18 protein-coding genes are annotated in these 20,820 nt (G+C 69.2%); 9 read left to right on the top strand and 9 right to left on the bottom strand.

The window, feature by feature from the left end; all coding sequences use genetic code 11:
- Positions 1–11: 11 nt before the first annotated feature.
- The 7 genes from ACSGC5_RS00895 to ACSGC5_RS00925 all read right to left on the bottom strand — a co-directional run bounded on the left by ACSGC5_RS00895 (position 12) and on the right by ACSGC5_RS00925 (position 8,321).
- Entirely contained in the window at positions 12–764 is a 753-nt protein-coding gene (locus ACSGC5_RS00895; RefSeq protein WP_434968744.1) for an SDR family NAD(P)-dependent oxidoreductase, read from the bottom strand.
- The gene (locus ACSGC5_RS00900) at positions 761–1,471 is read right to left on the bottom strand and encodes an HD domain-containing protein (RefSeq protein WP_434968745.1); all 711 of its coding nucleotides are present in this window, start codon (positions 1,469–1,471) and stop codon (positions 761–763) included. The genes ACSGC5_RS00895 and ACSGC5_RS00900 overlap by 4 nt, the downstream gene beginning before the upstream one ends.
- 19 nt (positions 1,472–1,490) lie before the next feature.
- Positions 1,491–3,320 carry a PEP-utilizing enzyme gene (locus ACSGC5_RS00905; RefSeq protein WP_434968746.1) on the bottom strand — a complete coding sequence of 610 codons (1,830 nt, stop codon included), beginning with the start codon at positions 3,318–3,320 and terminating at the stop codon, positions 1,491–1,493.
- Between the two features lie 82 nt (positions 3,321–3,402).
- Positions 3,403–4,500, bottom strand: coding sequence for a PEP/pyruvate-binding domain-containing protein (locus tag ACSGC5_RS00910; protein ID WP_434968747.1), 1,098 nt, complete (start codon positions 4,498–4,500; stop codon positions 3,403–3,405).
- Positions 4,501–4,505: 5 nt separating this feature from the next.
- Complete coding sequence (locus ACSGC5_RS00915) at positions 4,506–5,741, bottom strand: cytochrome P450 (RefSeq protein WP_434968748.1); 1,236 nt, start codon at positions 5,739–5,741, stop codon at positions 4,506–4,508.
- A gap of 32 nt (positions 5,742–5,773) precedes the next feature.
- Positions 5,774–6,619 carry an IclR family transcriptional regulator gene (locus tag ACSGC5_RS00920; RefSeq protein ID WP_434968749.1) on the bottom strand — a complete coding sequence of 282 codons (846 nt, stop codon included), beginning with the start codon at positions 6,617–6,619 and terminating at the stop codon, positions 5,774–5,776.
- 19 nt (positions 6,620–6,638) lie between these two features.
- The gene (locus ACSGC5_RS00925) at positions 6,639–8,321 is read right to left on the bottom strand and encodes a phytoene desaturase family protein (protein ID WP_434968750.1); all 1,683 of its coding nucleotides are present in this window, start codon (positions 8,319–8,321) and stop codon (positions 6,639–6,641) included.
- 161 nt (positions 8,322–8,482) lie between these two features.
- Here ACSGC5_RS00925 and ACSGC5_RS00930 point away from each other — a divergent pair, with 161 nt between their 5' ends.
- Genes ACSGC5_RS00930 through ACSGC5_RS00950 form a run of 5 tightly spaced genes read left to right on the top strand, consistent with a single transcriptional unit; the run spans position 8,483 to position 14,848 of the window.
- Positions 8,483–8,998 carry an acetyl-CoA carboxylase biotin carboxyl carrier protein gene (locus tag ACSGC5_RS00930; RefSeq protein ID WP_434968751.1) on the top strand — a complete coding sequence of 172 codons (516 nt, stop codon included), beginning with the start codon at positions 8,483–8,485 and terminating at the stop codon, positions 8,996–8,998.
- Positions 8,999–9,001: 3 nt separating this feature from the next.
- Positions 9,002–10,369, top strand: a complete 1,368-nt coding sequence (locus ACSGC5_RS00935; RefSeq protein ID WP_434968752.1) for a biotin carboxylase N-terminal domain-containing protein — start codon at positions 9,002–9,004, stop codon at positions 10,367–10,369.
- Positions 10,366–11,931, top strand: coding sequence for a pyruvate/oxaloacetate carboxyltransferase (locus ACSGC5_RS00940; protein ID WP_434968753.1), 1,566 nt, complete (start codon positions 10,366–10,368; stop codon positions 11,929–11,931). The genes ACSGC5_RS00935 and ACSGC5_RS00940 overlap by 4 nt, the downstream gene beginning before the upstream one ends.
- Positions 11,928–12,827: an HAD-IIA family hydrolase gene (locus ACSGC5_RS00945; RefSeq protein ID WP_434968754.1), complete on the top strand. Its 900-nt coding sequence runs from the start codon at positions 11,928–11,930 to the stop codon at positions 12,825–12,827. Before ACSGC5_RS00940 ends, ACSGC5_RS00945 begins: the two co-directional genes overlap by 4 nt.
- The gene (locus ACSGC5_RS00950) at positions 12,824–14,848 is read left to right on the top strand and encodes an acetoacetate--CoA ligase (RefSeq protein WP_434968755.1); all 2,025 of its coding nucleotides are present in this window, start codon (positions 12,824–12,826) and stop codon (positions 14,846–14,848) included. The genes ACSGC5_RS00945 and ACSGC5_RS00950 overlap by 4 nt, the downstream gene beginning before the upstream one ends.
- Positions 14,849–14,912: 64 nt before the next feature.
- On the opposite strand, the gene ACSGC5_RS00955 is transcribed toward ACSGC5_RS00950, so the two are convergent.
- Entirely contained in the window at positions 14,913–15,926 is a 1,014-nt protein-coding gene (locus ACSGC5_RS00955) for a helix-turn-helix transcriptional regulator (protein WP_434968756.1), read from the bottom strand.
- Positions 15,927–16,026: 100 nt separating this feature from the next.
- Between ACSGC5_RS00955 and ACSGC5_RS00960 the strand changes: the two genes are divergently transcribed.
- Positions 16,027–16,479, top strand: a complete 453-nt coding sequence (locus ACSGC5_RS00960) for a VOC family protein (protein ID WP_434968757.1) — start codon at positions 16,027–16,029, stop codon at positions 16,477–16,479.
- A gap of 120 nt (positions 16,480–16,599) precedes the next feature.
- Positions 16,600–18,318, top strand: a complete 1,719-nt coding sequence (locus tag ACSGC5_RS00965; RefSeq protein ID WP_434968758.1) for a long-chain-fatty-acid--CoA ligase — start codon at positions 16,600–16,602, stop codon at positions 18,316–18,318.
- Here the strand turns inward: ACSGC5_RS00965 and ACSGC5_RS00970 are convergent.
- Positions 18,305–18,964: an amino acid deaminase gene (locus tag ACSGC5_RS00970; RefSeq protein WP_434968759.1), complete on the bottom strand. Its 660-nt coding sequence runs from the start codon at positions 18,962–18,964 to the stop codon at positions 18,305–18,307. The genes ACSGC5_RS00965 and ACSGC5_RS00970 overlap by 14 nt on opposite strands.
- A gap of 139 nt (positions 18,965–19,103) precedes the next feature.
- Here ACSGC5_RS00970 and ACSGC5_RS00975 point away from each other — a divergent pair, with 139 nt between their 5' ends.
- Positions 19,104–19,802, top strand: a complete 699-nt coding sequence (locus tag ACSGC5_RS00975; RefSeq protein ID WP_434968760.1) for an HAD family hydrolase — start codon at positions 19,104–19,106, stop codon at positions 19,800–19,802.
- Between the two features lies 1 nt (position 19,803).
- On the top strand, positions 19,804–20,817 hold the full coding sequence (gene phnD, locus ACSGC5_RS00980; protein ID WP_434968761.1) for a phosphate/phosphite/phosphonate ABC transporter substrate-binding protein: 1,014 nt from the start codon (positions 19,804–19,806) through the stop codon (positions 20,815–20,817).
- Positions 20,818–20,820: the final 3 nt, after the last annotated feature.

A 20,820-nucleotide genomic window follows, 5' to 3' on the forward strand; every position in this document is an offset into this window, starting at 1 on the left:
GGTGCTCCTTGTCAGATGAACTGCTTGCCGCCGTCGACGACGATCGTCTGCCCGGTGATGTAGGCGGCGTCGGGGGAGGTCAGGAAGAGGGCGGTGCCGACGATGTCCTCGGGAACGCTGGCCCGTTTGATCGCTCGCGCCGCGACACCGTAGGTCTCGGCATCCTCGATCTGAGCCAGGGACGCCTCGGTGAGGGTGAAGCCGGGCGCGATGACGTTCGCGGTGATCCCGAGCCCGCCGACCTCGCGGGCCAGCGTCCGGGTCATCCCGATCACGGCGCCCTTGGAGGCGACGTAGTGCATCCACTGCGGGGAGCCGCTGAAGACCGTCGCCGAGGCGATGTTGACGATCGCGCCGCCCTCGCTCATGCGCGAGACGGCGGATGCCGAGCACAGCCACGTGCCCTTGACGTTGACCGCCATGACCCTGTCCCACTCGTCGGGATCGATCTCGGCGAACGGGGCGCGATGGATGGTCGCGTAGATCGCGGCATTGTTGACGAGGGCATGGATGCTGCCGAACCGGTCGACAGCGGCATCCATGAGCGCGTCCGTCGAGGCGCGGTCGGTGACGTCCGTGCGCACCGCGAGCGCCCCGACGCCCCGCGCCCGCACGAGCTCGGCCGTCTCGGCGGCGCCCGGCTCGTTGACGTCGGCGATGACGACGTTCGCGCCGCGCTCCGCGAATCCGAGGGCGAACGCGCGGCCGAGGCCTGCCGCGGCGCCCGTGACCACGACAGTGCGGTCGGCGTGGGTGGTGCTCATGCGTCCAGCTCCCGGGGGGTCGTCTGGGTCCACTGCGGGCTCTCGGTCATGCATTCCCACGCGAGGAATGCGCGTGACATGGCTTTGGCTTCGGGGGTGAAGAGGTCATCGACCGCGCGGGAGGCGTTGAGGATCGCCGACTCCTCACGGGTCAGGCCGAATCGCGGGACGGCGACGTCGATGCCGTGCGGGGAGACCCGCCAGACCTTGTCGGCATCCTTCACGACCGAGTCGTTGAGACTGATCGCGGTGAGCCGGGTGTCGTGCCCGTCGATGATCGCGACGACCTCCTCGATCACCGCCGGCGCGTGCCCGAGGCCCCCGAGCACCTCGCGGGCGATGCGAGCGCCTTCCTTCTCGTGCTGGATGACGATGTGGTGCAGGCTGCCGTCCCGGTCGGGGGCGATCGCGTTGAACGCAACGACTTCATCGACAGTGGACCACCCGGTGTCGTGCAGGATGATCGCCGGCAGGACCACATCGGGGTCGGCATCCGGGATCATCTCGCACAACGCCCGGGCGATCCCATACGACACGAGCGTGTGGGCGTCGTTGTCGCGGGTGCGAAGGAAGGGGAGTGCGGCGTTCCAGACGGCGTCATCCCGCTCCCTCATCTCGAACATGCCCTTGGTGGCGTCGCGCGACGGGATGTGCGCGGAGACGTCTCGTCCGAGCAGATTGACGGGGGAGCGGGATGTACGCGTCATGGTGTTCGCCTCCTGACCCTCAGTCGAGGATCGTGACCTTGCCCTGGTTGCCGTCCACCCGCAGGCGGGTGCCGGTGGTGATGGTGGTCGACGCCTTGCCGGTACCGGTGACGGCGGGGACGCCGTACTCGCGGCAGACGATCGCGGCGTGGCTCATCATGCCGCCGATGTCGGTGACGGTCGCCGCGATCTTGCCGAACACCGGTCCCCAACTGGGGGCCGTGACCGGGGCGACGAGGATCTCACCCTGCTCGAGTTCGCCCAGCTGCGACGCGTTCGTGATCACCCTGGCGCGACCCTCGACGACGCCGCCGGAGGCAGCCATGCCGGTCAGGACGCCTTCTTCGGCGTCGTCGGTTCCCAGCCACTGCTGCACCTGCTCGGTGGTGATACCCCACAGCATGACGGTGAAGGGCTCGCTGATCTGGGCGGGCGGCGTGTTGAACGCCGGCTGCGGGCGTTCCTTCTCGAGCGCGGCGACGATGGCGCGACGGCGTTCGATCTCGGCAGGCCAGTAGGTCGGGCCGATCGGTTCCGTACCCACCGCCCACGCGCTGGCATAGTCGAACAGCACGGGGCGCACCTCGTCGCGGCTGAGGTAGAGCAGATCGTTGGGCTGCGGCCAGAAACCCTGCTCGTGCAGCAGGTTCGACAACTGGCGGACCTTGCGCCAGAACACGCCCATCGTCCAGTGCTCGATGTAGAAGTTGTGGTCTTCCACGTACGGGTAGACGGTGCGGGCAAGGCCCAGCTTGCCCTCGAACGTGGCGCGGGCCTCGTCGTCGAGCACGGAGGCGTACTCCTCGGCGATCCGGTCGCGCTCGGCGAGCAGCTCCTCCTTGGGCCGGCCGAGCGTCTCGCCTGCCGCCACCCGTTCGACGTAGTCGCGGATGTAGCCCATCGGGATGTCCAGGTCGTCGCGCCAGTACTTGTCGTCGCCGTAGAAGCCGTTCCCCGACGTGTAGTTGAACCACGGGTCCTGCGCGGCTTCCCATGCCTGGATCCACTCCTGACCGCCGGCGGTCTCGCGCAGGAGGGCAAGCGTCGCCTCGGCATTGCCGTCGCCCTGGGCGAAGGCATCCTGCACGCCCAGCTCGACGGCGAGCTCCGACAGCTTCTTGAGCTCGTCGTCGGGACGGAACAGCACCGAGTCGACGCCGGCGACCATCTTCGCGATCGCCAGGTCGGGGATGCCGGGGAAGGCCTCCTTGCAGAACTGGAACAGGTCGAGGTAGGCGACGTATCCGAGGTTCAGGAACTCCATGTGGTGCTCCCAGTTGCGATAGGCCAGCGCGAGGAGCTTGTCGTATGCCTCAAACAGGTCCACCGAGGGGTCATAGCCGACGCCGTCGGTGATCGTCTCCATCGGCACCATCTCGGGCAGCGGCGTGAACTCGATCGCCTCGAGCTCCCTGATGTTGTCGGTCACCTTGGTGTGCCAGTTCTCCAGCAGCGACTCCCAGTTCTGGAAGTAGTGGCCGGCGCGGGCCAGGAAGTGCGGCACACGATCGGCGATCTGCTCGGGCGGCACCGGTACGGGGCTGAAGTAGGTGTAACCGTTGTGGATGCGGTAGTCGATGCCGTTGGCCGGCGGGACCAGGTAATGCCGGGTGTTGTACGCGCCGAGGTTGCGGCTGGCGAACTCGACCGCGGTCACCTCGAACGGCTTGAACACGTTCGGCCAGTGCTGACTGTCGCAGAACCAGAAGCGGCTGTCTTCCTTCTCACGCAGCTCCTCGCGGAAGACGAGGTTATAGGGGTACAGCGACTCCCAGCCCTCCGACCCCGCTGGCGCGGTGAGTTCATACGGGGAGGGGAAGGACTTGGACGTGGTTGCGGTGTCGGACATTGCATCTCCTTCGATACGTCCGCGACGTGCTCGGCGAGCGACGTCGTCTCGGGTGGTGTGGGCGGTGGAGCAGTACGCCGGGTCAGCGGATGCCGAGACTCGAGAGCATCGAGGTGGCGATGGCCGCGATCCCGGAACCCTTCGACGTGATCGTGATCGTGTTGGTCGTCGACTTCGGCGACCAGATCGTCTCGGGGCGGGCCTGAAGCAGCAGGACATTGCCGCCGGCCGGAAGGTCGGCGTCGATCGCCCACTCGATGTCCTGCGGCCGGCCGTAGTGCTTCTCGGCGGCCTTGGCCAGGCGCGCGACGGCCATCAATTCGTCATCGCTCAGACTCGGGGCACCGGCCCGGTCCTCCGCCACGGCCCGGCGCACGATTCCGCCGCGGCCGTTGGGGACGAGTTCCTCGCCCTTGTGGCTGATCGCGCGGGTGACCACGGTCATCATGACCTTGTCGAGGAGGAAGTTGTCGGGGGTGACCTCGCCCGAGACGACCATTTCGCCGAGTCCCCAGCTGGATTCCACGACGATCTTGGTGCGATCGCCGGTCTGCGGGTCGAGGGTCATCGCGACGCCGGACGAGCGCGAGTTGACCATCTTCTGGACGGCCACAGCCATCGACAGGCCCTCGTCGGGGATGCTGTTGCTCAGGCGGTAGGTGATCGCGCGAGCCGTGTAGAGGCTTGCCCAGCACTCGCGGATCTTGTGCATGACGTTGTGTTCACCCACGATCCATAGGTAGGTGTCCTGCTGTCCGGCGAAGCTCGCATCGGGGAGGTCTTCGGCTGTCGCGCTGGAGCGCACAGCGACGGCGACCTCGCCGCCGCAGTGCTCCATGAGTGCCCGGTAGGCACTTACGACCTCTTCGCGGACGTCATCCGGGATCTCCTGCGTGAGGATGAGCTCGCGCACGTGCTCGGCGCGGCGTTCGACCTCTGCCACGTCGGCGACGTCGTGAACGTTGAGATCCGCGAGGATCTCGAGGATGCGCTGACGCAGGCCGGTGCCGTCCATGACCTTGTCGAAGGCATCGGTGGTCACGGCGAACCCGGGCGGCACGGGCATGCCGGCGGAGGTCATGATGGCCAGGCTGTTGCACTTGCCGCCGAGACGCCCGATCGAGGGCTGCTCGCCGGAGTCGAACGCGAAGGTGTAGATCTGGGGGAGGGCGGGACTCACGGCGATCAGCTCCAAAGGACGGGGACAGCGTCGGGAACGCGGAAGGACAGGTTGTCGCCGAACGTGATCTGCACGTCCGGTACGAGGCGGAGGTTCGGAAGGCGGCGGGCGATCTCCTCGACGGCGATCTTCGTCTGCAGCTTGCCCAGCATGTTGCCGATGCAGTAGTGGATGCCGTAGCCGAACGACAGATGCGAACGGGCATTGCTGCGTGTGATGTCGAACGTGTCGGGGTCGGGGAAGACCGCGGGGTCACGGTTGGCGGCGCCCATCAGCAGCAGGACTTTGGCGCCGGCGGGGATCGTGACGCCGGCGATCTGCCCCTCCTTCTCGGCGTGACGGCGCCAGGCGATGATGCTGCCGCTCACCCGCAGCACCTCGTCGATCGCCCCGGGGATAAGGGAGGGGTCCTCACCGATGCGGGCGAACTCGTCGTTCGCGAGCAGTTCGCGGACGGTGTTCGAGATCAGGGTCGTCGTCGTCTCATGACCGGCGAAAAGGAGGCTGTAGAGGAAGGAGGCGATCTCGTGATCGCTGATCTCGTCGCCCTCGGCCTGGAAGCGGACCATATCGGACACGAGGTTGTCGCCGGGGGAGGTCTTCGCGTCGGCCACGAGCTGGCGGCAGAAGCGCCAGTACGCCACGAGGTTCTCGGCGTGGGGAACCTGCTCCTCGTCGGTGAGGTCGCTCCAGGTGATCGCCGTGCGAGAGCTTGCCCACGCCTTGACCGTCTCGATCATGTCGACCGGCACGCCGATGAGGGTGAAGATCGTGATCGTGGGCAGATCCCAGGCGATGTCGGTGAGGATGTCGCCGGGCTCGCCCTTCGCGACCATCCGATCGATCAGCACGTTGACGTTGTCGCGGATGAAGGGCTCGAGCACCTTGTAGCGGCGCGGAGTGAAGGCTTTGGTCGCGATCGCTCGAATGCGTGTGTGCTCCGGAGGGACGCGCGCGGAGAGCCCCGAGTAGGCGGTGAAGTCGCCGTCGGCGAGCACCTTCTTGGCCGCTTCGCCGAGCGGTCGGATGGGCTGCTGCGCATTGGCCGACGAGAACGTCTCCCAGTCGTCGAAGACGCCCTTGACGTCCTCGTAGCGGGACACGACCCAGTAGCCGATCCGATCGTCGTAGAAGACAGGTGCCTCCTCGCGGAGCGCCTTCCACGACCCGAACGGATCGGTGAGCTTGAACGGTTCGAACCCGTGGTAGTCCCGTGCCGCAGTCGGTGCGGTCCTGCTCATGCTGTTCCTCCTCGAACGAGTGCCTCGACTCTTCAACGAGGATCGACGGCGTGCAACCGGGTTTTCTCACCGCCTGAGAAAGATGCGGCCTGGGGAGCGATGCGTCGCATCACGGCGCCGGCGCTTCCTCCGCGCATCGCACGGCTGATCTTGTCAGCGGTGCCCTTGACCGCGGGGCGGAGGCGCTCGATCTCGCCTGCCTGGCTGATGTCGAACACCAGGGCGACCGAGGCCACGGTCTCTTCCTCGTACACGATGGGGGCTGCCAGCGAGATCGCGCCGAGCCGCATCTGCTCGTACGTGACCGACAGACCCTCCCGCCGGACCGTGTGGATGATCTCGGCCAGTTCCCCGGGGTCGGTCACCGTGCTCGGGGTGGGGCTCTCGAGCTCGCGGGCGAGGTAGGCGTCGACGAACCAGTCGGGTTGTGCGGCCAGGAGCACACGCCCGACCGCCGTGGCGTGCAGGGGCAGCCGGCCCCCGATCCGTGACACGATCGGCAGCTTGCGTGAGTTGTAGACCTTGTCGATATACAGCGAGTACAGCCCGTCACGAATCGCGAGATGAACGTTCTCGTGAGTCAGGTCGAAGAGGTCCTGCAGGAACGGATGAGCTCGGTCACGCAATCGTCGTCCGGCCTGCTGGCCCAGCGACCACAGCCGGAAACCGATCTGATATCGCCCGTCGGAGCCCTTGCGCAGCGCTCCCCAGCCCTCCAGTGACGCCACGATCCGGTACGTCGTCGAGACGGGCAGCCCCGCCCGCTGGGCGATGCCGGCCACGGTGAGGGAACCCGTGGTCCCTTCGAAGGCGGCGAGGACGGCCAGGACGCGGTCGATCACGCCGTGGGGTCCGTGTTTGTCCTCGGCGTCCGTCATCCTGGCTCCTCCATCGCGCTCACGTCGCTGCCGGCACCTCGACGAGCTCGGGGTCGGGCTTGCGGATCTCCGCGTGCGGGTCGATGCCGAGATCCTCGGCGATCTGGTGCCAGGCATTGAGCGAGCTGCCGCGGCCGATACCGGAGCCGGAGTGGACGTTGGACGAGCAGTTGTACAGGTTCGGCAGGATCGTGCGATAGCCCGCGAGTTCGGGGATCGGGCGGAAGCGTCCCAGCTGGCTGGCCAGATGCGCTCCCTCGACGTAGCCGCCCTCGATCATGTCCGGGTGTGTGGAGCGCACGCGAGGCGGAAGGAACCACTCGATCGCGGCGATGTTGTCGGCGGTCATGTTCTTCGCGTACGTCGGCCACTGGGCGCGGATGCGCGCGTCGAACTCCTTCTCGAGGCGGGCCCAGCCGTCATCGTCGAAGAACCGGATCGGGGCTGTGAACTCCTCGATGCCCGTGATGTGCTGGCCCTTCGGCGCCCGGGTGGTGTCCCACTGCGAATCCGTGCTCGAGAGCATCAGCATCCTGGGCGAGATGCCCTCCGAGAAGATGTGTGCCTGATAGCGGGTCGCGAACCAGTCGGGATCCTTCGGACCCCAGTACAGGCGGGGCTGCGCACCGGCCTCGGCGACGCCGGTGGTGCCCGCGTAGTCCGGAGCCTCGTGGGTGACGACGTTGGCCCACACGAGCTGGCCCCGGTCGTACACGACGTTGCGGAGGCGGTGACGGATCCGCTCGGCCACCTCTCCGTGGCGCATGAGCTGGAGCACGGTCTGGGGTAGGCCCAGGTCCGAGACGACGATGTCCGCCCCGACGAACGAGCCGTCGGCGAGTCGGATGCCGGTCGCCCTGCCGTTTTCCTGCACGATCTCATCGACGCGCGCACCGGTGACGTACTGCACCCCGCGCATCCTGCCGGCCCTGACCAGAGCCGCGGTGATCGCCCCCGTTCCCCCGATCGCGATCGCCGCGGGTTCGAGCGAAAGCACGAGCGCGAGGTTATGGATGAACCCCTGCAGGCCAGGAACGTCATCCGGGTAGCACCCCGTGGAGGTGACCCCCGCGCGCATGAACAGCGTGCGCAACTCGTCGGACTCGAACATGTCGTAGGCGAGCTGACGCATCGTCATGAACTGGTGCACGGGTTCGATGAGCGACCCGGGCACGTCGATCAAGGCTTCGAGCGGGTCGGGGGTCCCCCACGGTGGCGGCGGAGTGAACCGCTGCCGACCGAATGCGCCTTTGATATGCGCGGAGTAGGCCTCGTGCACCCGCAGGTACGTGTCGGCATCCCGGCTGCTGAAGGCGCGGATGTTGGCCTCGGTGCGGGCGACGCCCTCATCCCACGGTTCTGCGCGGCCGGACTCGTCGACCACGCGGGCTGCGGAGTAGCCGATGAAGACGGAGCCGTCGTCGAACACCATGGCTTCGTTGCCTTCGGGGAAGACGTAGCTCAGGCCGAGATCGCCGAGTCCGAAGTCCTTATAGGCCGGATGCCCGTAAAAGCGCGTCCAGTGCGCACAGGGGTTCTGCGTCACCCCCGCCGTGGGCCCGGGCATGCTCTGTGCGCCGCCGCCGAGGTGCGAGCGCGCCTCGAAGACGGCGACGCTCAGGCCCGCCCGCGCCAGGTACGGCGCGATGATCGTTGCATGGTGTCCGCCGCCAATGATGACGGCGTCAAAGTGATCGGTCACGTTTCATCCTCGAAGTCGCGATCTGGTTCGTCCCTGGTAGGGCGATCAACGTAAACCGACCGCGTGTGCCGTGACCACGGCCCTTCTCATCATATGAGAACGGCTGTTGCCCCTGCCATGGGGTCCCCGCACGATGGTGCCTCAACCAGAAGGAGGGCGACGTGGCCCAGGAACCCCTGAGCTGGCAGCAGCTGCTCGACCTCGTCACCGCTATGGACGGCGGTCACTACGACGAGGTCGCGATCACGTGGGGCGAGGTGTCGGTGCGGCTCTCGCGCACCGGGCCCATCGATGCGCCGGTTGCGCCATCCGTCACAGCCGCCCCGGCGCCCGCCATGGCCGCGTCCCCTGCCCCCGCGTCTCCTGCCCCCGCGTCGCCCGCGCCCGTGTCGCCCGCGCCGGCCCCCGTCGTCGACGCCGCCGCGACGGAGAGCGCCGTCGGAGCGGCGATCACGGCACCGATGCTGGGCGTGTTCTACCGCCGACCCGCTCCCGGCGCGGCGCCCTTCGTCGAGCCCGGAGACGCCGTCGAGGCCGACACCACGATCGGGATCATCGAGATCATGAAGCTCATGAACCCCGTCGTGGCAGGTGCCGCCGGCACGATCGCGGCCTTCGAGGCGGAAGACGGCGCGCAGGTGCAGTTCGGTCAGGTCCTCGCACGGTTCGAGGCGTGACCGGTGAGTGCTGACCGACCCGTCGTCCTCGTCGCCAACCGGGGCGAGATCGCGGCGCGCGTCGTGGCCGCGGCGCAGCGGATCGGCGCCGAGGCGGTCCTGGCCGCCAGCGCCGCCGACACGGACTCGCTCGCCGCGCGCGCGGCCGATCGGGTCCTCGTGATCGGTCCTGCACCGTCGGCGCAGAGCTACCTCAACCCCGAACTGATCGCCCAGGCCGCCGTCAACGCCGGCGCGGATGTCGTGCATCCGGGGTACGGCTTCCTCAGTGAGCAGCCGCGCCTGTGCGAGCTGCTCGAGGAGGAGGGGATCGCCTTCGCCGGGCCCCGCCCCGAGACCCTCCGCGCGGTCGGCGACAAGGGCAGCGCGCGGGCTGTGGCAGTGGCGGCCGGTGTACCCGTCGCCCAGGGCAGGGTCATCAGCGACGTGCACGACGTCGCGGCCCTCGGCGCCGAGATCGGCTACCCGCTGCTGGTGAAGGCCATTCACGGCGGCGGCGGGCGCGGCATCCGTCTTGCCACCACCGAAGCCGAACTCGTCGCGCTCGCTCCCCAGGCGGCGCAGGAAGCCGCGGCGGCCTTCGGCAACGGGGACCTCTACATGGAGCGGTACTACGGCTCGGCCCGCCACGTCGAGGTGCAGGTCTTCGGCGACGGCGAGGGCGGCGCGCTGATCTTCGGTGATCGCGATTGCTCGGTGCAGCGGCGCCACCAGAAGCTCATCGAGGAGTGCCCGGCCCCCGGGATCTCGGTGGAACGTCGCCGCATCCTGCACGATGCCTCCCGGGCGCTGGTGGCAGCCCTGCGCTACCGCGGCGCCGGCACCGTCGAGTTCCTCGTCGACACGCTCAGCGACGATGTGGTCTTCCTCGAGGTCAATGCCCGCATCCAGGTCGAGCATCCCGTGACGGAGGAGGCCTTCGGGGTCGACCTGGTCGCCGCGCAGTTGCTGCTGGCCCTCGGCCTGCCCACCGGTCTGCCGGTGCCGCCCGCCGTACCGCCTGCGGCGGCGATCGAGCTGCGCATCAACGCCGAGGACCCGGCCGCAGACTTCCGGCCGAACGCGGGTCGGGTCACCCACGTGCGGTGGCCCCGCGGCCCCGGCATCCGCATCGACACGCAGATCGAGTCCGGATTCGACTTCCCGCCCTACTACGACAGCCTCGCCGCCAAGCTCATCGTCCGCGCCCACGATCGCGCCGCGGCCGTCGAGGCGGCCCTCGCGGCGGTCCGCGGCACCCGGGTGGAGGGGCTCACGACCACGCTGCCGATGCTCGAGGCGGTCCTCGCGCACAAGGACTTCCGGGCCGGCCCCGTGCCGACGACCTGGTTCACCCGGGAATGGGAACGCATGAGGGAGGACACCCGATGACGGAGCACTCGCGCGCCGCCCACCTGTCGCCCCTCGGGGGCCGTCGCACCCGGGGACCCGTGCGCATCGTCGACACCTCGCTGCGGGACGGAAACCAGAGCCTGTGGGGCGCGACCGGGATCACGACCGGGATGGCGGAGGCGGCGGCGGTCGATCTGGGACAGATGAACCTCGCTGCCATCGATTTCACCAGCTCCACGCACCTGTCGGTCGGGGTGAAGTTCCATCAGGAGAATCCCTGGGAGCGGCTCGACCGTGTCAGCGCCGCGGCGCCCGGCGCCCTGCTGTCGGCGATCACGACCGGGATGCGCTTCATGTCGTGGGAGAAGGCCAGCGAGCCGGTCATGCGCCTCGCGCTGCGGATGCTCGCCACCCACGGGGTGCGTCGCCTGCAGATCGCCGAGCCGATGAACGACCGGGATGCCACCATCCGGGTGGCCCGCTGGGCGAAGGAGGAGGGCTTCACGCAGATCGTCGCCGGAGTCGTCTTCACCGAGAGCCCCGTGCACACCGACGAGAGGTACCTGGCCAACGCCGCCGCTTACGAGGCCGAACCCGCGATCGACCGCGTCTACCTCAAGGACCCCGGAGGGCTGCTGACGGTGGAGCGGGTCCGCGATCTCGTCCCGCTCCTGCGGGGCGCTGTGCGCAAGCCGCTGGAACTGCACAGTCACACGACCACCGGGGCGGCATCCCAGCTCTACGTGACCGCCGCCGCCCTGGATGTCGATGTTCTCCACACCGGACTGGGTCCCCTTTCCAACGGCACCGCCCAGCCGAGTCTCGAGCACCTCCTGACCAATCTCGACGCCGTCGGGATCCCCGTGGACATCGACCGGGATGCCGCGGCACGCGCCGCAGAGACGCTGTGGGCGATCGCTCGCTCTCAGGGGCTCGCGGCGGGCGCGCCGACCGAGTTCGATCTGGGCGCGCACGTGCACCAGGTGCCCGGCGGGATGATGGGGACGCTGACGCGCCAGCTCGGCGAGATCGGGATGGCCGACCGCCTGCCGCAGGTGCTCGAGGAGTGCGTGCGCGTGCGCGCCGAGTTGGGGTACCCCATCATGGTGACGCCGTTCAGCCAGTTCGTCGGCAGCCAGGCGCTCATGAACGTGCTCGCCGTCGAGAGCGGGCAGCCGCGGTACAGCCGCATCCCCGATGAGGTCGTGCGGTTCGTGCTGGGGCACTTCGGCGTGCCGGAGGGGGCGATCGACCCCGATATCGAGGAGCGGGTCCGTGATCTGCCGCGCGCCGCGGAACTGGATCGCCCCGTGCCCGAGCCGTCGCTGGAGGAGCTGCGCCGGATGCACTCCGAGCGGCTCGGACGGGCGCTGTCGGATGAGGACCTGCTGCTGGCGATCGTGCTGCCGCACGACCAGTTGGCCGCGATGTATGGCGCCGGCCCCGCGCCGCGCTGGTCACCGACACCGTCGGTGCCCCCGCCCACCGATCTCACGTCCTTCGTGGCAGCCGCGAACGCCCTGCCCCGCTGGCGCTCGCTGCGCATCGACGTCGGCGGCACGCGCATCGCCCTCGATCGCCCCGCTGAGGAGGACCGATGACGTCCCACATCCTTCCCCGGCTCGCCGCCGTCGACGGCGTCATGTTCGATGTCGACGGATGCCTCGTCATCTCTGACGGTCCCGCCGGCCAAGGGGGAACCGCCTTGCCCGGCGCGGCGGAACTGATCGACCAGGTGCGCGCGTCGGGCCGTGCGGTCTGCGTGTTCACCAACGGCACCGCCCAGGCCCCCGAAGACATCGCCGCCCACCTGCGAGGGCTCGGCCTGGATGTCGCCGACGCCGAGGTGCTCACGCCCTCGGTCGCGGCAGCCCGCGCACTGCGGGAGCGCTACGGCGACCAGCCTGTGCTCGCGTACGGCGGCGACGGGGTGATCCCCGTCCTGCGTGACCACGGGGTGAACGTCATCGATCCCGCCGAGCACGCCTCGGGCGCGGCCACCGGTGCCGCAGCGATCCTCGTCGGTTGGGACACGGAGTTCACCAAGCCGAAGCTGCAGTTCGCCGCCGAGGCGATCCTGGCCGGCGCCGCGCTGTACTGCACCTCGGACGCCCCCGCGTTCGCGAGCAGGGATCGCCTCAACGTCGGCGTCTCGGGCTTCATCGTGGCGGGGCTCTCGCACGTGACCGGTCGGCCGTGGACCGTGCTCGGCAAGCCCTCGCCGTTCGCCCTCGAGACGGTCTGCTGGGCACTGGGAACCACTCCCGAGCACACGCTGGTGCTCGGTGACGACGTCTATCTCGAAAGCGGCATGGCCCGTCGCGGCGGCGCGGTCGCGGGCATCGTGCTCACGGGCATCACGACTCCCGAGAAGCTCGCCGACACCCCGGCATCCGACATGCCCGACCTGGTCGTGGCCTCGATGACAGAGCTGGCGGCCCTGCTCGCCGATGCGGACGGGCTGCGGATGCCGGTCTCCTCCGGGTCGGAGCGATGACGGTGCCGGCGCACGGCGGGGCGGCGCACGAGGTGCTGTATCGTCCGGCGGCGGTCGTGCGCGATGCATCGGTGATGGCGCAGTTCCTGCGGTGGCTGGAGCGCGAGCGCGGTCTCTCGTTCGCCGATACCGCGACCCTGCACGCCTGGTCGGTGCGGGAGCTGGAGGCGTTCTGGCAGAGCGTCTGGGACTTCTTCGAGGTGCGCGCGCACGCCGCACCGCGTGCGGTGCTGTCAGGACAGGCGATGCCCGGGGTCTCGTGGTTCGAGGGCGCCGAGCTCAACTACGCCGAGCACTGCCTCCGCCATGATCCGGGCAGTCTCGCGATCTTCGCCACCTCGCAGACCCGGGGGGAGATCGCGCTGACCTTCGGCGAGCTCGCCGAGCAGGTGCGTCGGGCGCGGGCGGGGCTTCGCCGGCTCGGGGTCGGGCCCGGCGACCGGGTCGTCGCCTACCTGCCGAACATCCCCGAGACGGTCGTCGCGTTCCTGGCGGCGGTGAGCCTCGGAGCCATCTGGGCCAGCTGCGCCCCGGAGTTCGGCGCGCGCGCGGTGCTCGACCGGTTCGGACAGCTCGATCCCGACATCCTGCTCGTCACCGGCGGATACCGGTTCGGCGACAAGCCGGTCGACAAGACCGAGGATGTCGCGGCCCTGCGCGCCGGGCTTCCCACCGTGCGGCACGTGATCGGGGTCCCCTATGGTGAGTTCGACGTCGAGGCCGACGTGGCGTGGGCAGAGGTTGCTGCGCCGACCGAGGAGCCGCTGACCTTCACCCCGGTGCCGTTCGCGCATCCCCTCTTCGTCCTGTTCTCGTCCGGCACGACGGGGGCCCCGAAGCCCATCGTGCACGGCCACGGCGGCATCCTGCTCGAGCACCTCAAGACGCTCGGACTGCACTGGGATCTGCGGGCCGGGGATCGGCTGCTGTGGTTCACGACGACGGCGTGGAGGATGTGGAACACCCTCGTCTCCACGCTGCTGCACGGTGCCGCGGCGGTCCTGATCGAGGGAAACCCGCTCTATCCGGACCTCGATGCCCAGTGGCGTCTGGCCGATCGGACCAGGGCAAGCCTCCTGGGTCTCAGCCCCGGATTCGTGACCGCCTCGCGCGCTGCCGGGCTCACTCCCACGGCGACCCACGACCTGTCGTCGGTGCGGCAGGTCGGGGTCGCCGGCAGCCCGCTGACGGCGGAGGGCTTCGTGTGGATCCACGACCAGTTCGGTGACGACGTCGTGCTCAACGTGGGAAGCGGCGGCACCGACGTCTGTTCGGCGATCGTGCAGGGCTCGCCGTTGCACGACGTGTGGCTGGGCGAGATCAGCGGTGCGTCCCTGGGGGTGGATGCCGCAGCGTTCGACGCCGACGGCGCAGCCGTGGTGGACGAACTCGGCGAGCTCGTCATCCGTCGCCCGATGCCCTCGATGCCCCTGGGCTTCTGGGGCGATGCGGACGGCAGCAGGTTCCGCGAGGCCTACTTCGACATGTATCCCGGGATCTGGCGCCATGGCGACTGGGTGCGATTCGGGCCCGGCGGCAGCTGCGTCATCGCCGGACGGTCGGATGCGACCCTCAACCGGGGCGGCGTGCGCCTGGGGACCTCGGAGTTCTACCGGGTCGTCGAGGAGCTTCCCGATGTGGCCGACAGTCTCGTCGTCCATCTGGAGGACGCGGATGGCGGACCCGGCGTGCTCGTGCTGTTCGTCGTCCCCGCCCCGGGAGCGGGGAACCGGCCCGGCGAGTCCGCGGTGCGCAGCGGGTGGGACCACGAGCAGCGCGTTCGCCGCATCAACGCCGCTCTGCGTTCGGCGCTGACCCCCCGGCACGTGCCCGATCACATTGCCGTCGTCTCCGCCATCCCGCGCACGAAGACCGGGAAGAAGCTCGAGGTGCCGGTCAAGCGCGTGATGCAGGGAAGCGATCCGGTGGAGCTGGCCGCGCTGTCGTCCCTGGACGACCCGCACGCTCTTGAGGAGTTCGCGGCCTTCGCCCGCGCGCACGGTCTGCTTCCGGAGCGGTAGTCCGGCCGGGTCCGGTGCGCCGCGGCCGAGCTGTCGCCTACGGATGCTGCGTGTTCGCGCGGGGTCAGTCGGCGTCGGTTGGCCCGGTCCTGTGTGCCGACGCGTAGCGGTCGGCGAGCGTCGCGAAGGCCGCGGTGAGCTCGGCCGGACCGACGACCTCCAGCTGCGCCTCGAACCTCCCGAACCACGCCGCCAGCGCTCCCCATGACCAGGATCCCGCCTCGAGGCTGCAGGTGTGCTCATCGATGGCCGTGACCGTTGCGTCGCCGGCGAAGGGGAGGACCTCGCGGGCGGGGAGGTGCACGATGACGCTACCGCGGCACGGCCAGGCGTTGACGTCGGCCCCCTTGAAGCGGGCTGCGACGAGGTCCTCGACATCGCCCCCGGGAACCGTGCGCGGCGCGAAACGCGGGCCCAGCGGGATACGCGGGCGCATGCGGTCGGCCCGGTAGAGGCGCCAATCGTCGCGATCGAGGTCCCAGCCGAGGAGGTACCAGCGTCCGTGCGAGGAGACGAGGTGGTGCGGTTCCACGCGCCGGGCCGGACGGGAGTCCTGGGGGGTTCCGCCGCCCGGGCCGGTGCCGGTGTCGCCCGAGGCCGAGTAGTCGAAGCGCAGTGTCTCCCGGTCGCGGATGGCATGGGCGATCGTGACCAGGGTCTCCAGCGGGATGTCGGTGGGCGCCGCCTCGCCGGGCCGGGCGACAGTGGTGACCTCGAGGGCGTCGAGGCGGTGGCGCAGGTGCGAGGGCATCATCTGGCGGATGGTGCCGAGGGCGCGGACCGCCGCCTCGGCTATGCCCGCGCCCATGGCTGGTGCCGTTCTCAGGGCGAGGGCGACCGCGAGTGCCTGATCGTCATCGAGCAGAAGCGGGGGCAGCTCGCTGCCCGCGTCGAGGCGGTATCCACCATCCGGGCCCTTGGTTGCCTGGACGCGATATCCCAGCTCGCGAAGACGGTCGATGTATCGGCGCACGGTGCGGTCGCTGACATCGAGGCGCGCCGCCAAGACCGACCCGGGCCAGTCCCGGCGGTTCTGCAGCAACGACAGCAGGGCGAGCAGCCGCGATGTCGTCTCCATGTCAACGACCCTAGATCCCATATAGGACAGAAGTTGACCTATACGGGTGCGAGCGTGGAGGTGTCGAGCCGATCGGGCCGACTCTCATCAAGGAGAAGACATGACCATTCAGACGACCCCGCACCTGAACTTCCGTGGCGATGCGCGCCAGGCGCTGGAGTTCTACCAGTCCGTCTTCGGCGGCAACGCCGTGATCAACACGTACGCCGACTTCGGCATGCCGGCCGAGCTGCCGGGCGCCGAGAAGGTGGTGTTCGGTCTGCTAACGGCAGAGAACGGCTTCCGGGTGATGGGCTATGACATCCCCGGCCAGACCGAGGGCTCGATCGCCGGCGGCGGCTCGACCCGCCGCGAAAACAACACCACCCTCACCGACCAGGCCCTGTTCGTCTCGATCGGGTCCGACAGCTTCGACGAGCTCCAGGGATACTGGGACGCGCTGGCGGTGGACGCCGTCATCGTCGAGCCGCTGGCCGCGTCGGCGTGGAGCGCCGGCTTCGGCATGCTCACTGACCGATTCGGGGTCACCTGGAGTGCCAGCGTCACCGCATGAGTCCCGTCGTCGCGGCGTGGGCTCACCGGGCCCGCGCCGCGGCGGACGGCCCCGCCGCGGCCCCGGCACGGGGGCGGGGACCGTAAACTGGCGCCGCGTAGCCGACCGAGGAACGAGACGATGAGCAGCCAGACGCACGCCCAGGATTCATCCCCGCTGGCCCACCGCCCGTGGCTGGCCGCGTATGCCGACGGCGTGCCCGCCGAGATCGACCCCGTCGATCAGACGCTCGTCGACCTGCTCACGGCATCCGTCGCCCGCTACGGCGATGCTGTCGCGCTCGAGTTCTTCGGGGCGACGACGACCTACAAGGAACTCGGCGAGCAGGTCGAACGGGTCGCGAACGGTCTGCGCAGGCAGGGCGTGAAACCCGGCGACCGGGTCGCGCTCGTGCTGCCGAACTGTCCGCAGCACGTGGTGGCCTTCTATGCCGTCCTGCGGCTGGGTGCGATCGTGGTCGAGCACAACCCGCTCTACACGGCGCGCGAGCTGCGCCACCAGTTCGAGGTGCACGGCGCGGTCGCCGCGATCGTGTGGGACAAGGTGGCCGACACCATCGCCGAGATGCCCTCGGACATCAGACCCAAGGCGATCGTGCCGGTCCGGATGCCTGACGCCCTGCCGTTCGTGAAGCGTCTGGCCCTCCGGCTGCCCTTGCCCGCGGCGCGCAAGACCCGCGAAGCGATGACGGCCGCTCCGACCGCCAAGAGGCTTGTCGCATGGAAGAGCCTCGCCGGTTCCCGCCCGTTGCCGGCGAAGGTCGCCACCCCGGGCCTTGATGACACGGCACTGCTGCAGCTGACCAGCGGGACAACCGGCATGCCCAAGGCGGCGATCCTGAGCCACCGAAACCTGCGATCGAACGCCGCGCAGGGCCGGGCGTGGGTGCCGGGGCTGAAGGAGGGCGCCGAGACGTTCTATGCGGTGCTGCCGCTGTTCCACGCGTACGGGCTGACGTTGTGCCTGACGTTCGCGATCTCGATCGGGGCGCGTATCGTGCTGTTCCCGCGGTTCGACGTCGACTCGGTCATCGCTGCCGCGAAGTCGTCGCCGCCCACCTTCCTGCCTGCCGTTCCGCCGATCTACGACGCCCTTGCGCGGGCTGCCGCTCATCGCCGGATCGATCTGCGCAGCATCCGATTTGCGATCTCGGGTGCGATGAGCCTGCCGATTCGCACCGTGACCCGGTGGGAGGAGGCCAGCGACGGGCTCCTGGTCGAGGGGTACGGGATGACGGAATCCTCGCCGGTCGCCCTCGGCAACCCCATCGGGCCCACCCGTCGCCCCGGCACCGTCGGCGTGCCGTTCCCCAGCACGGAAATCCGTGTCGTCGATCCCGAGGACCCGCGAACCGATCGCGCCATCGGCGAAGCCGGGGAGCTGCTCATCCGCGGACCGCAGGTCTTCCAGGGCTACTGGCAGCGCCCCGACGAGACGGCGGCGACGCTGCTGGAGGGCGGGTGGCTGCGCACCGGCGATATCGTGACGGTCTCGGAAGACGGCTTCGTCACGGTCATCGACCGGGTCAAGGAGCTCATCATCACGGGCGGCTTCAACGTCAGCCCGAGCGAGGTCGAGCAGGTCCTCACGCTGCATCCGGATGTCGATTCGGCCGCGGTCGTGGGGCTGCCGCGGTCGTCGGGGGGCGAGGATGTCGTCGCCGCCGTCACGATGCGCGACGGAGCTCACTTCGATTCGACCGCGCTACGTGACTTCGTGCGGCCGCACCTGGCCGCGTACAAGGTGCCCAAGCGCATCGTCGAGGTACCCGATCTGCCGCGCTCGCAGATCGGCAAGGTGCTGCGCCGCGTGGTGCGCGAGAACCTCATGTCTGCGTGAGTCCCGCCCCCGGGAGGATGGCGTTCCAGCGTGGCCGCTGCGCCGTGGAGTCGATGTCGGCGAGAATCGCCGCCGCATCCGCTACCGGGAACATCGTCACGATGCGCCGGCCCGTCGTCGGCGTCTGCAGCGCGTAGGCCAGCGCCGCCGCACCGTGCGTGCGGGTCAGGGCGATGTGGGCGATCACGTCGCCCAGATCCTGCATCCGGCACAGGTGTCGATCCAGAACCGCCTGTCCGGCTGCCGTGACTCGTTCGAGCAGAGTGCGTCGACTCGCCCAGGGGATGAAGCTGCTCGAAGGAAGGCCGCACAGGGCCGCGAGCTCGCCTCTCGTCCACCGTTCGTGCTTGCGTCCGAACGGCGTCATGACCGGCGACAGGAGATAGCCGTAGACGTGGAGGAGTCCGGCGTTGCCGACGGGCCACTGTGCGTCCAGGCGCGCACGTTCATGCAGTGCCGCGAACAGTTCACGGCTCAGCACCGGCTCGCGGGTGTTCTCGTCGATCACGGTGGATCGGCCCCACACGACGAACCGGCCGGCCGCTGCGTCGGCGTCGATCGCTTCACCGAGCCAGGGCTCCGAATCGAGAGCGGCGCCCGGGTCGTGGATCGCGAGCGCGGACGCGGCCTCCAGGATCTCCGGCACGCCCCCAGCGTAGACGGCCAGCGGGGGGCGCACCGCCCCGGATTTCACGAGCTGTTCACCTTCTCATGGCCGAAACGTCCACATGATGATGCAACCATGGACGCAACGTCCCAATCGTTGCGGGCGGGAAAGCAGATCTGTGACAGCGACAATCGTGTTCGACTTCGACGGTACTCTCGCCCTCGGTACGGGGCCGATCGTCGCCTTCGCCCGGGCTACGGCCCGCCTCGCGGGAGACCCCGGCTTCCTTGACCGAGCGCTGATCGCGCTTGCGGCCTTCGAGGCCGGCAACGCGGATTACCGCGACGGATATGACGTCGTCGGCTCGCTCGCGGAGGACGCAGGAATCGACGCGAGCGTCCTCAGCGAGTCCTACTTCGCGTCGCGCGCCCTGCTGGGGTCGGCTGACGCGCCCGTGGCGGCTCCCACGGGTCTCGCCCCGTTCCTGACGCGGATCACGCGTCATGCGCAGATCCTGTTGGCGACGAACGCGCCCAGCGACAGCATCCTTCCCCTCCTGTCCACCTGGGGGGTTTCTGAGGCCTTCGATGCGCTGCACTTCGCCGTCGGCAAGCCCGACGGGCTGCGGCCGATCCTCGCTCACGCCCTCGAGACGGGCCCCGTGCTCTCGGTCGGCGACATCGTCGACCTCGATCTGGCGCCTGCCATGGACCTCGGCGCTGACACCGCGCTCGTCGGCGCGACGGCGTCGCGCGCCACTGCCCCCGTGACGATGCGCGGGGCCACACTCCACGACCTCTACCCCGATATCGAAGCCTGGGCCGCATCCGCGGCATCCGGGTCCTCCCGCACCATCCCACTCGAAAGGCACTTCTGACATGCGCAAGTCCCTGATGGTCACGGGCGTCGCGGCCGTTGCCGCCCTCGCCCTCGCCGGCTGCTCCGCAGCCTCCGACCCCTCCGCGTCCGGCTCGACCGACACCGCCTGGCCCGAATCGATCACGATCTCGCTCGTCCCGTCCGTCGAGGGTGAGGACCTCGCGGAGGCGCTCGACCCACTCACGACCTACCTGTCCGAGAACCTCGGGATCGAGGTCAACGGCGTCGTCGCGACCGACTACGCCGCGACTGTCGAGGCGCTGGGAACCGACCAGGCGCAGGTCATCATCACCGACGCGGGTTCGCTCTACAACGCGATGAACCGCTACGACGCAGAGCTCATCCTGCGTGACGTGCGCTTCGGGGCTACCTCGTATGCGTCGGTCGCGTTCACCAACAATCCCGACAAGTACTGCGCCGAAGCGCCGATCATGTCGACCTACGCGGCCAGCGGGATCGAACTGTCGTACTGCAACGGCATCGAAGGCGACGGCGAGAACGCCACCGGGCAGGGTCCTGCGGCGCTGGATGCCCTCGAGAAGATCGATGAGGGCACGAAGGTCGCGCTGCAAGCGGCGACCTCGCCTGCCGGATACCAGTATCCGGTGGTCGCGATGCGCGAGGCAGGGATCGACACCGACGCGGGAATCGTGCAGATCCCCGTCGAGGGCAACAACAACGCGGTCCTGGCGGTCTACAACGGCGACGCCGAGGTGGGCTTCGCCTACTGGGACGCGCGCACCACGGTCGCCGAAGAGGCCACCGACATCGCCGACAAGGTTGTGGCCTTCGCCTACACCGACATGATCCCCAACGGCGGTGTCGCGGTCTCCTCCGCGCTCCCGGCTGACCTCGTCTCGCAGCTCACGGAGCTCATGGACGGCTACGCCGACTCTTCGGAGGAGGCCAAGACTGTCATGTTCGACCTGGTGGGCCTCTCGGACTGGACGGACCAGACTGCTCCGGAGGAGATCACGCGCTATGGCGAGATCCTCGCGCAGTTCCAGAACTGATCG

Source organism: Microbacterium sp. bgisy207, assembly GCF_965345035.1.
Classification (GTDB): domain Bacteria; phylum Actinomycetota; class Actinomycetes; order Actinomycetales; family Microbacteriaceae; genus Microbacterium.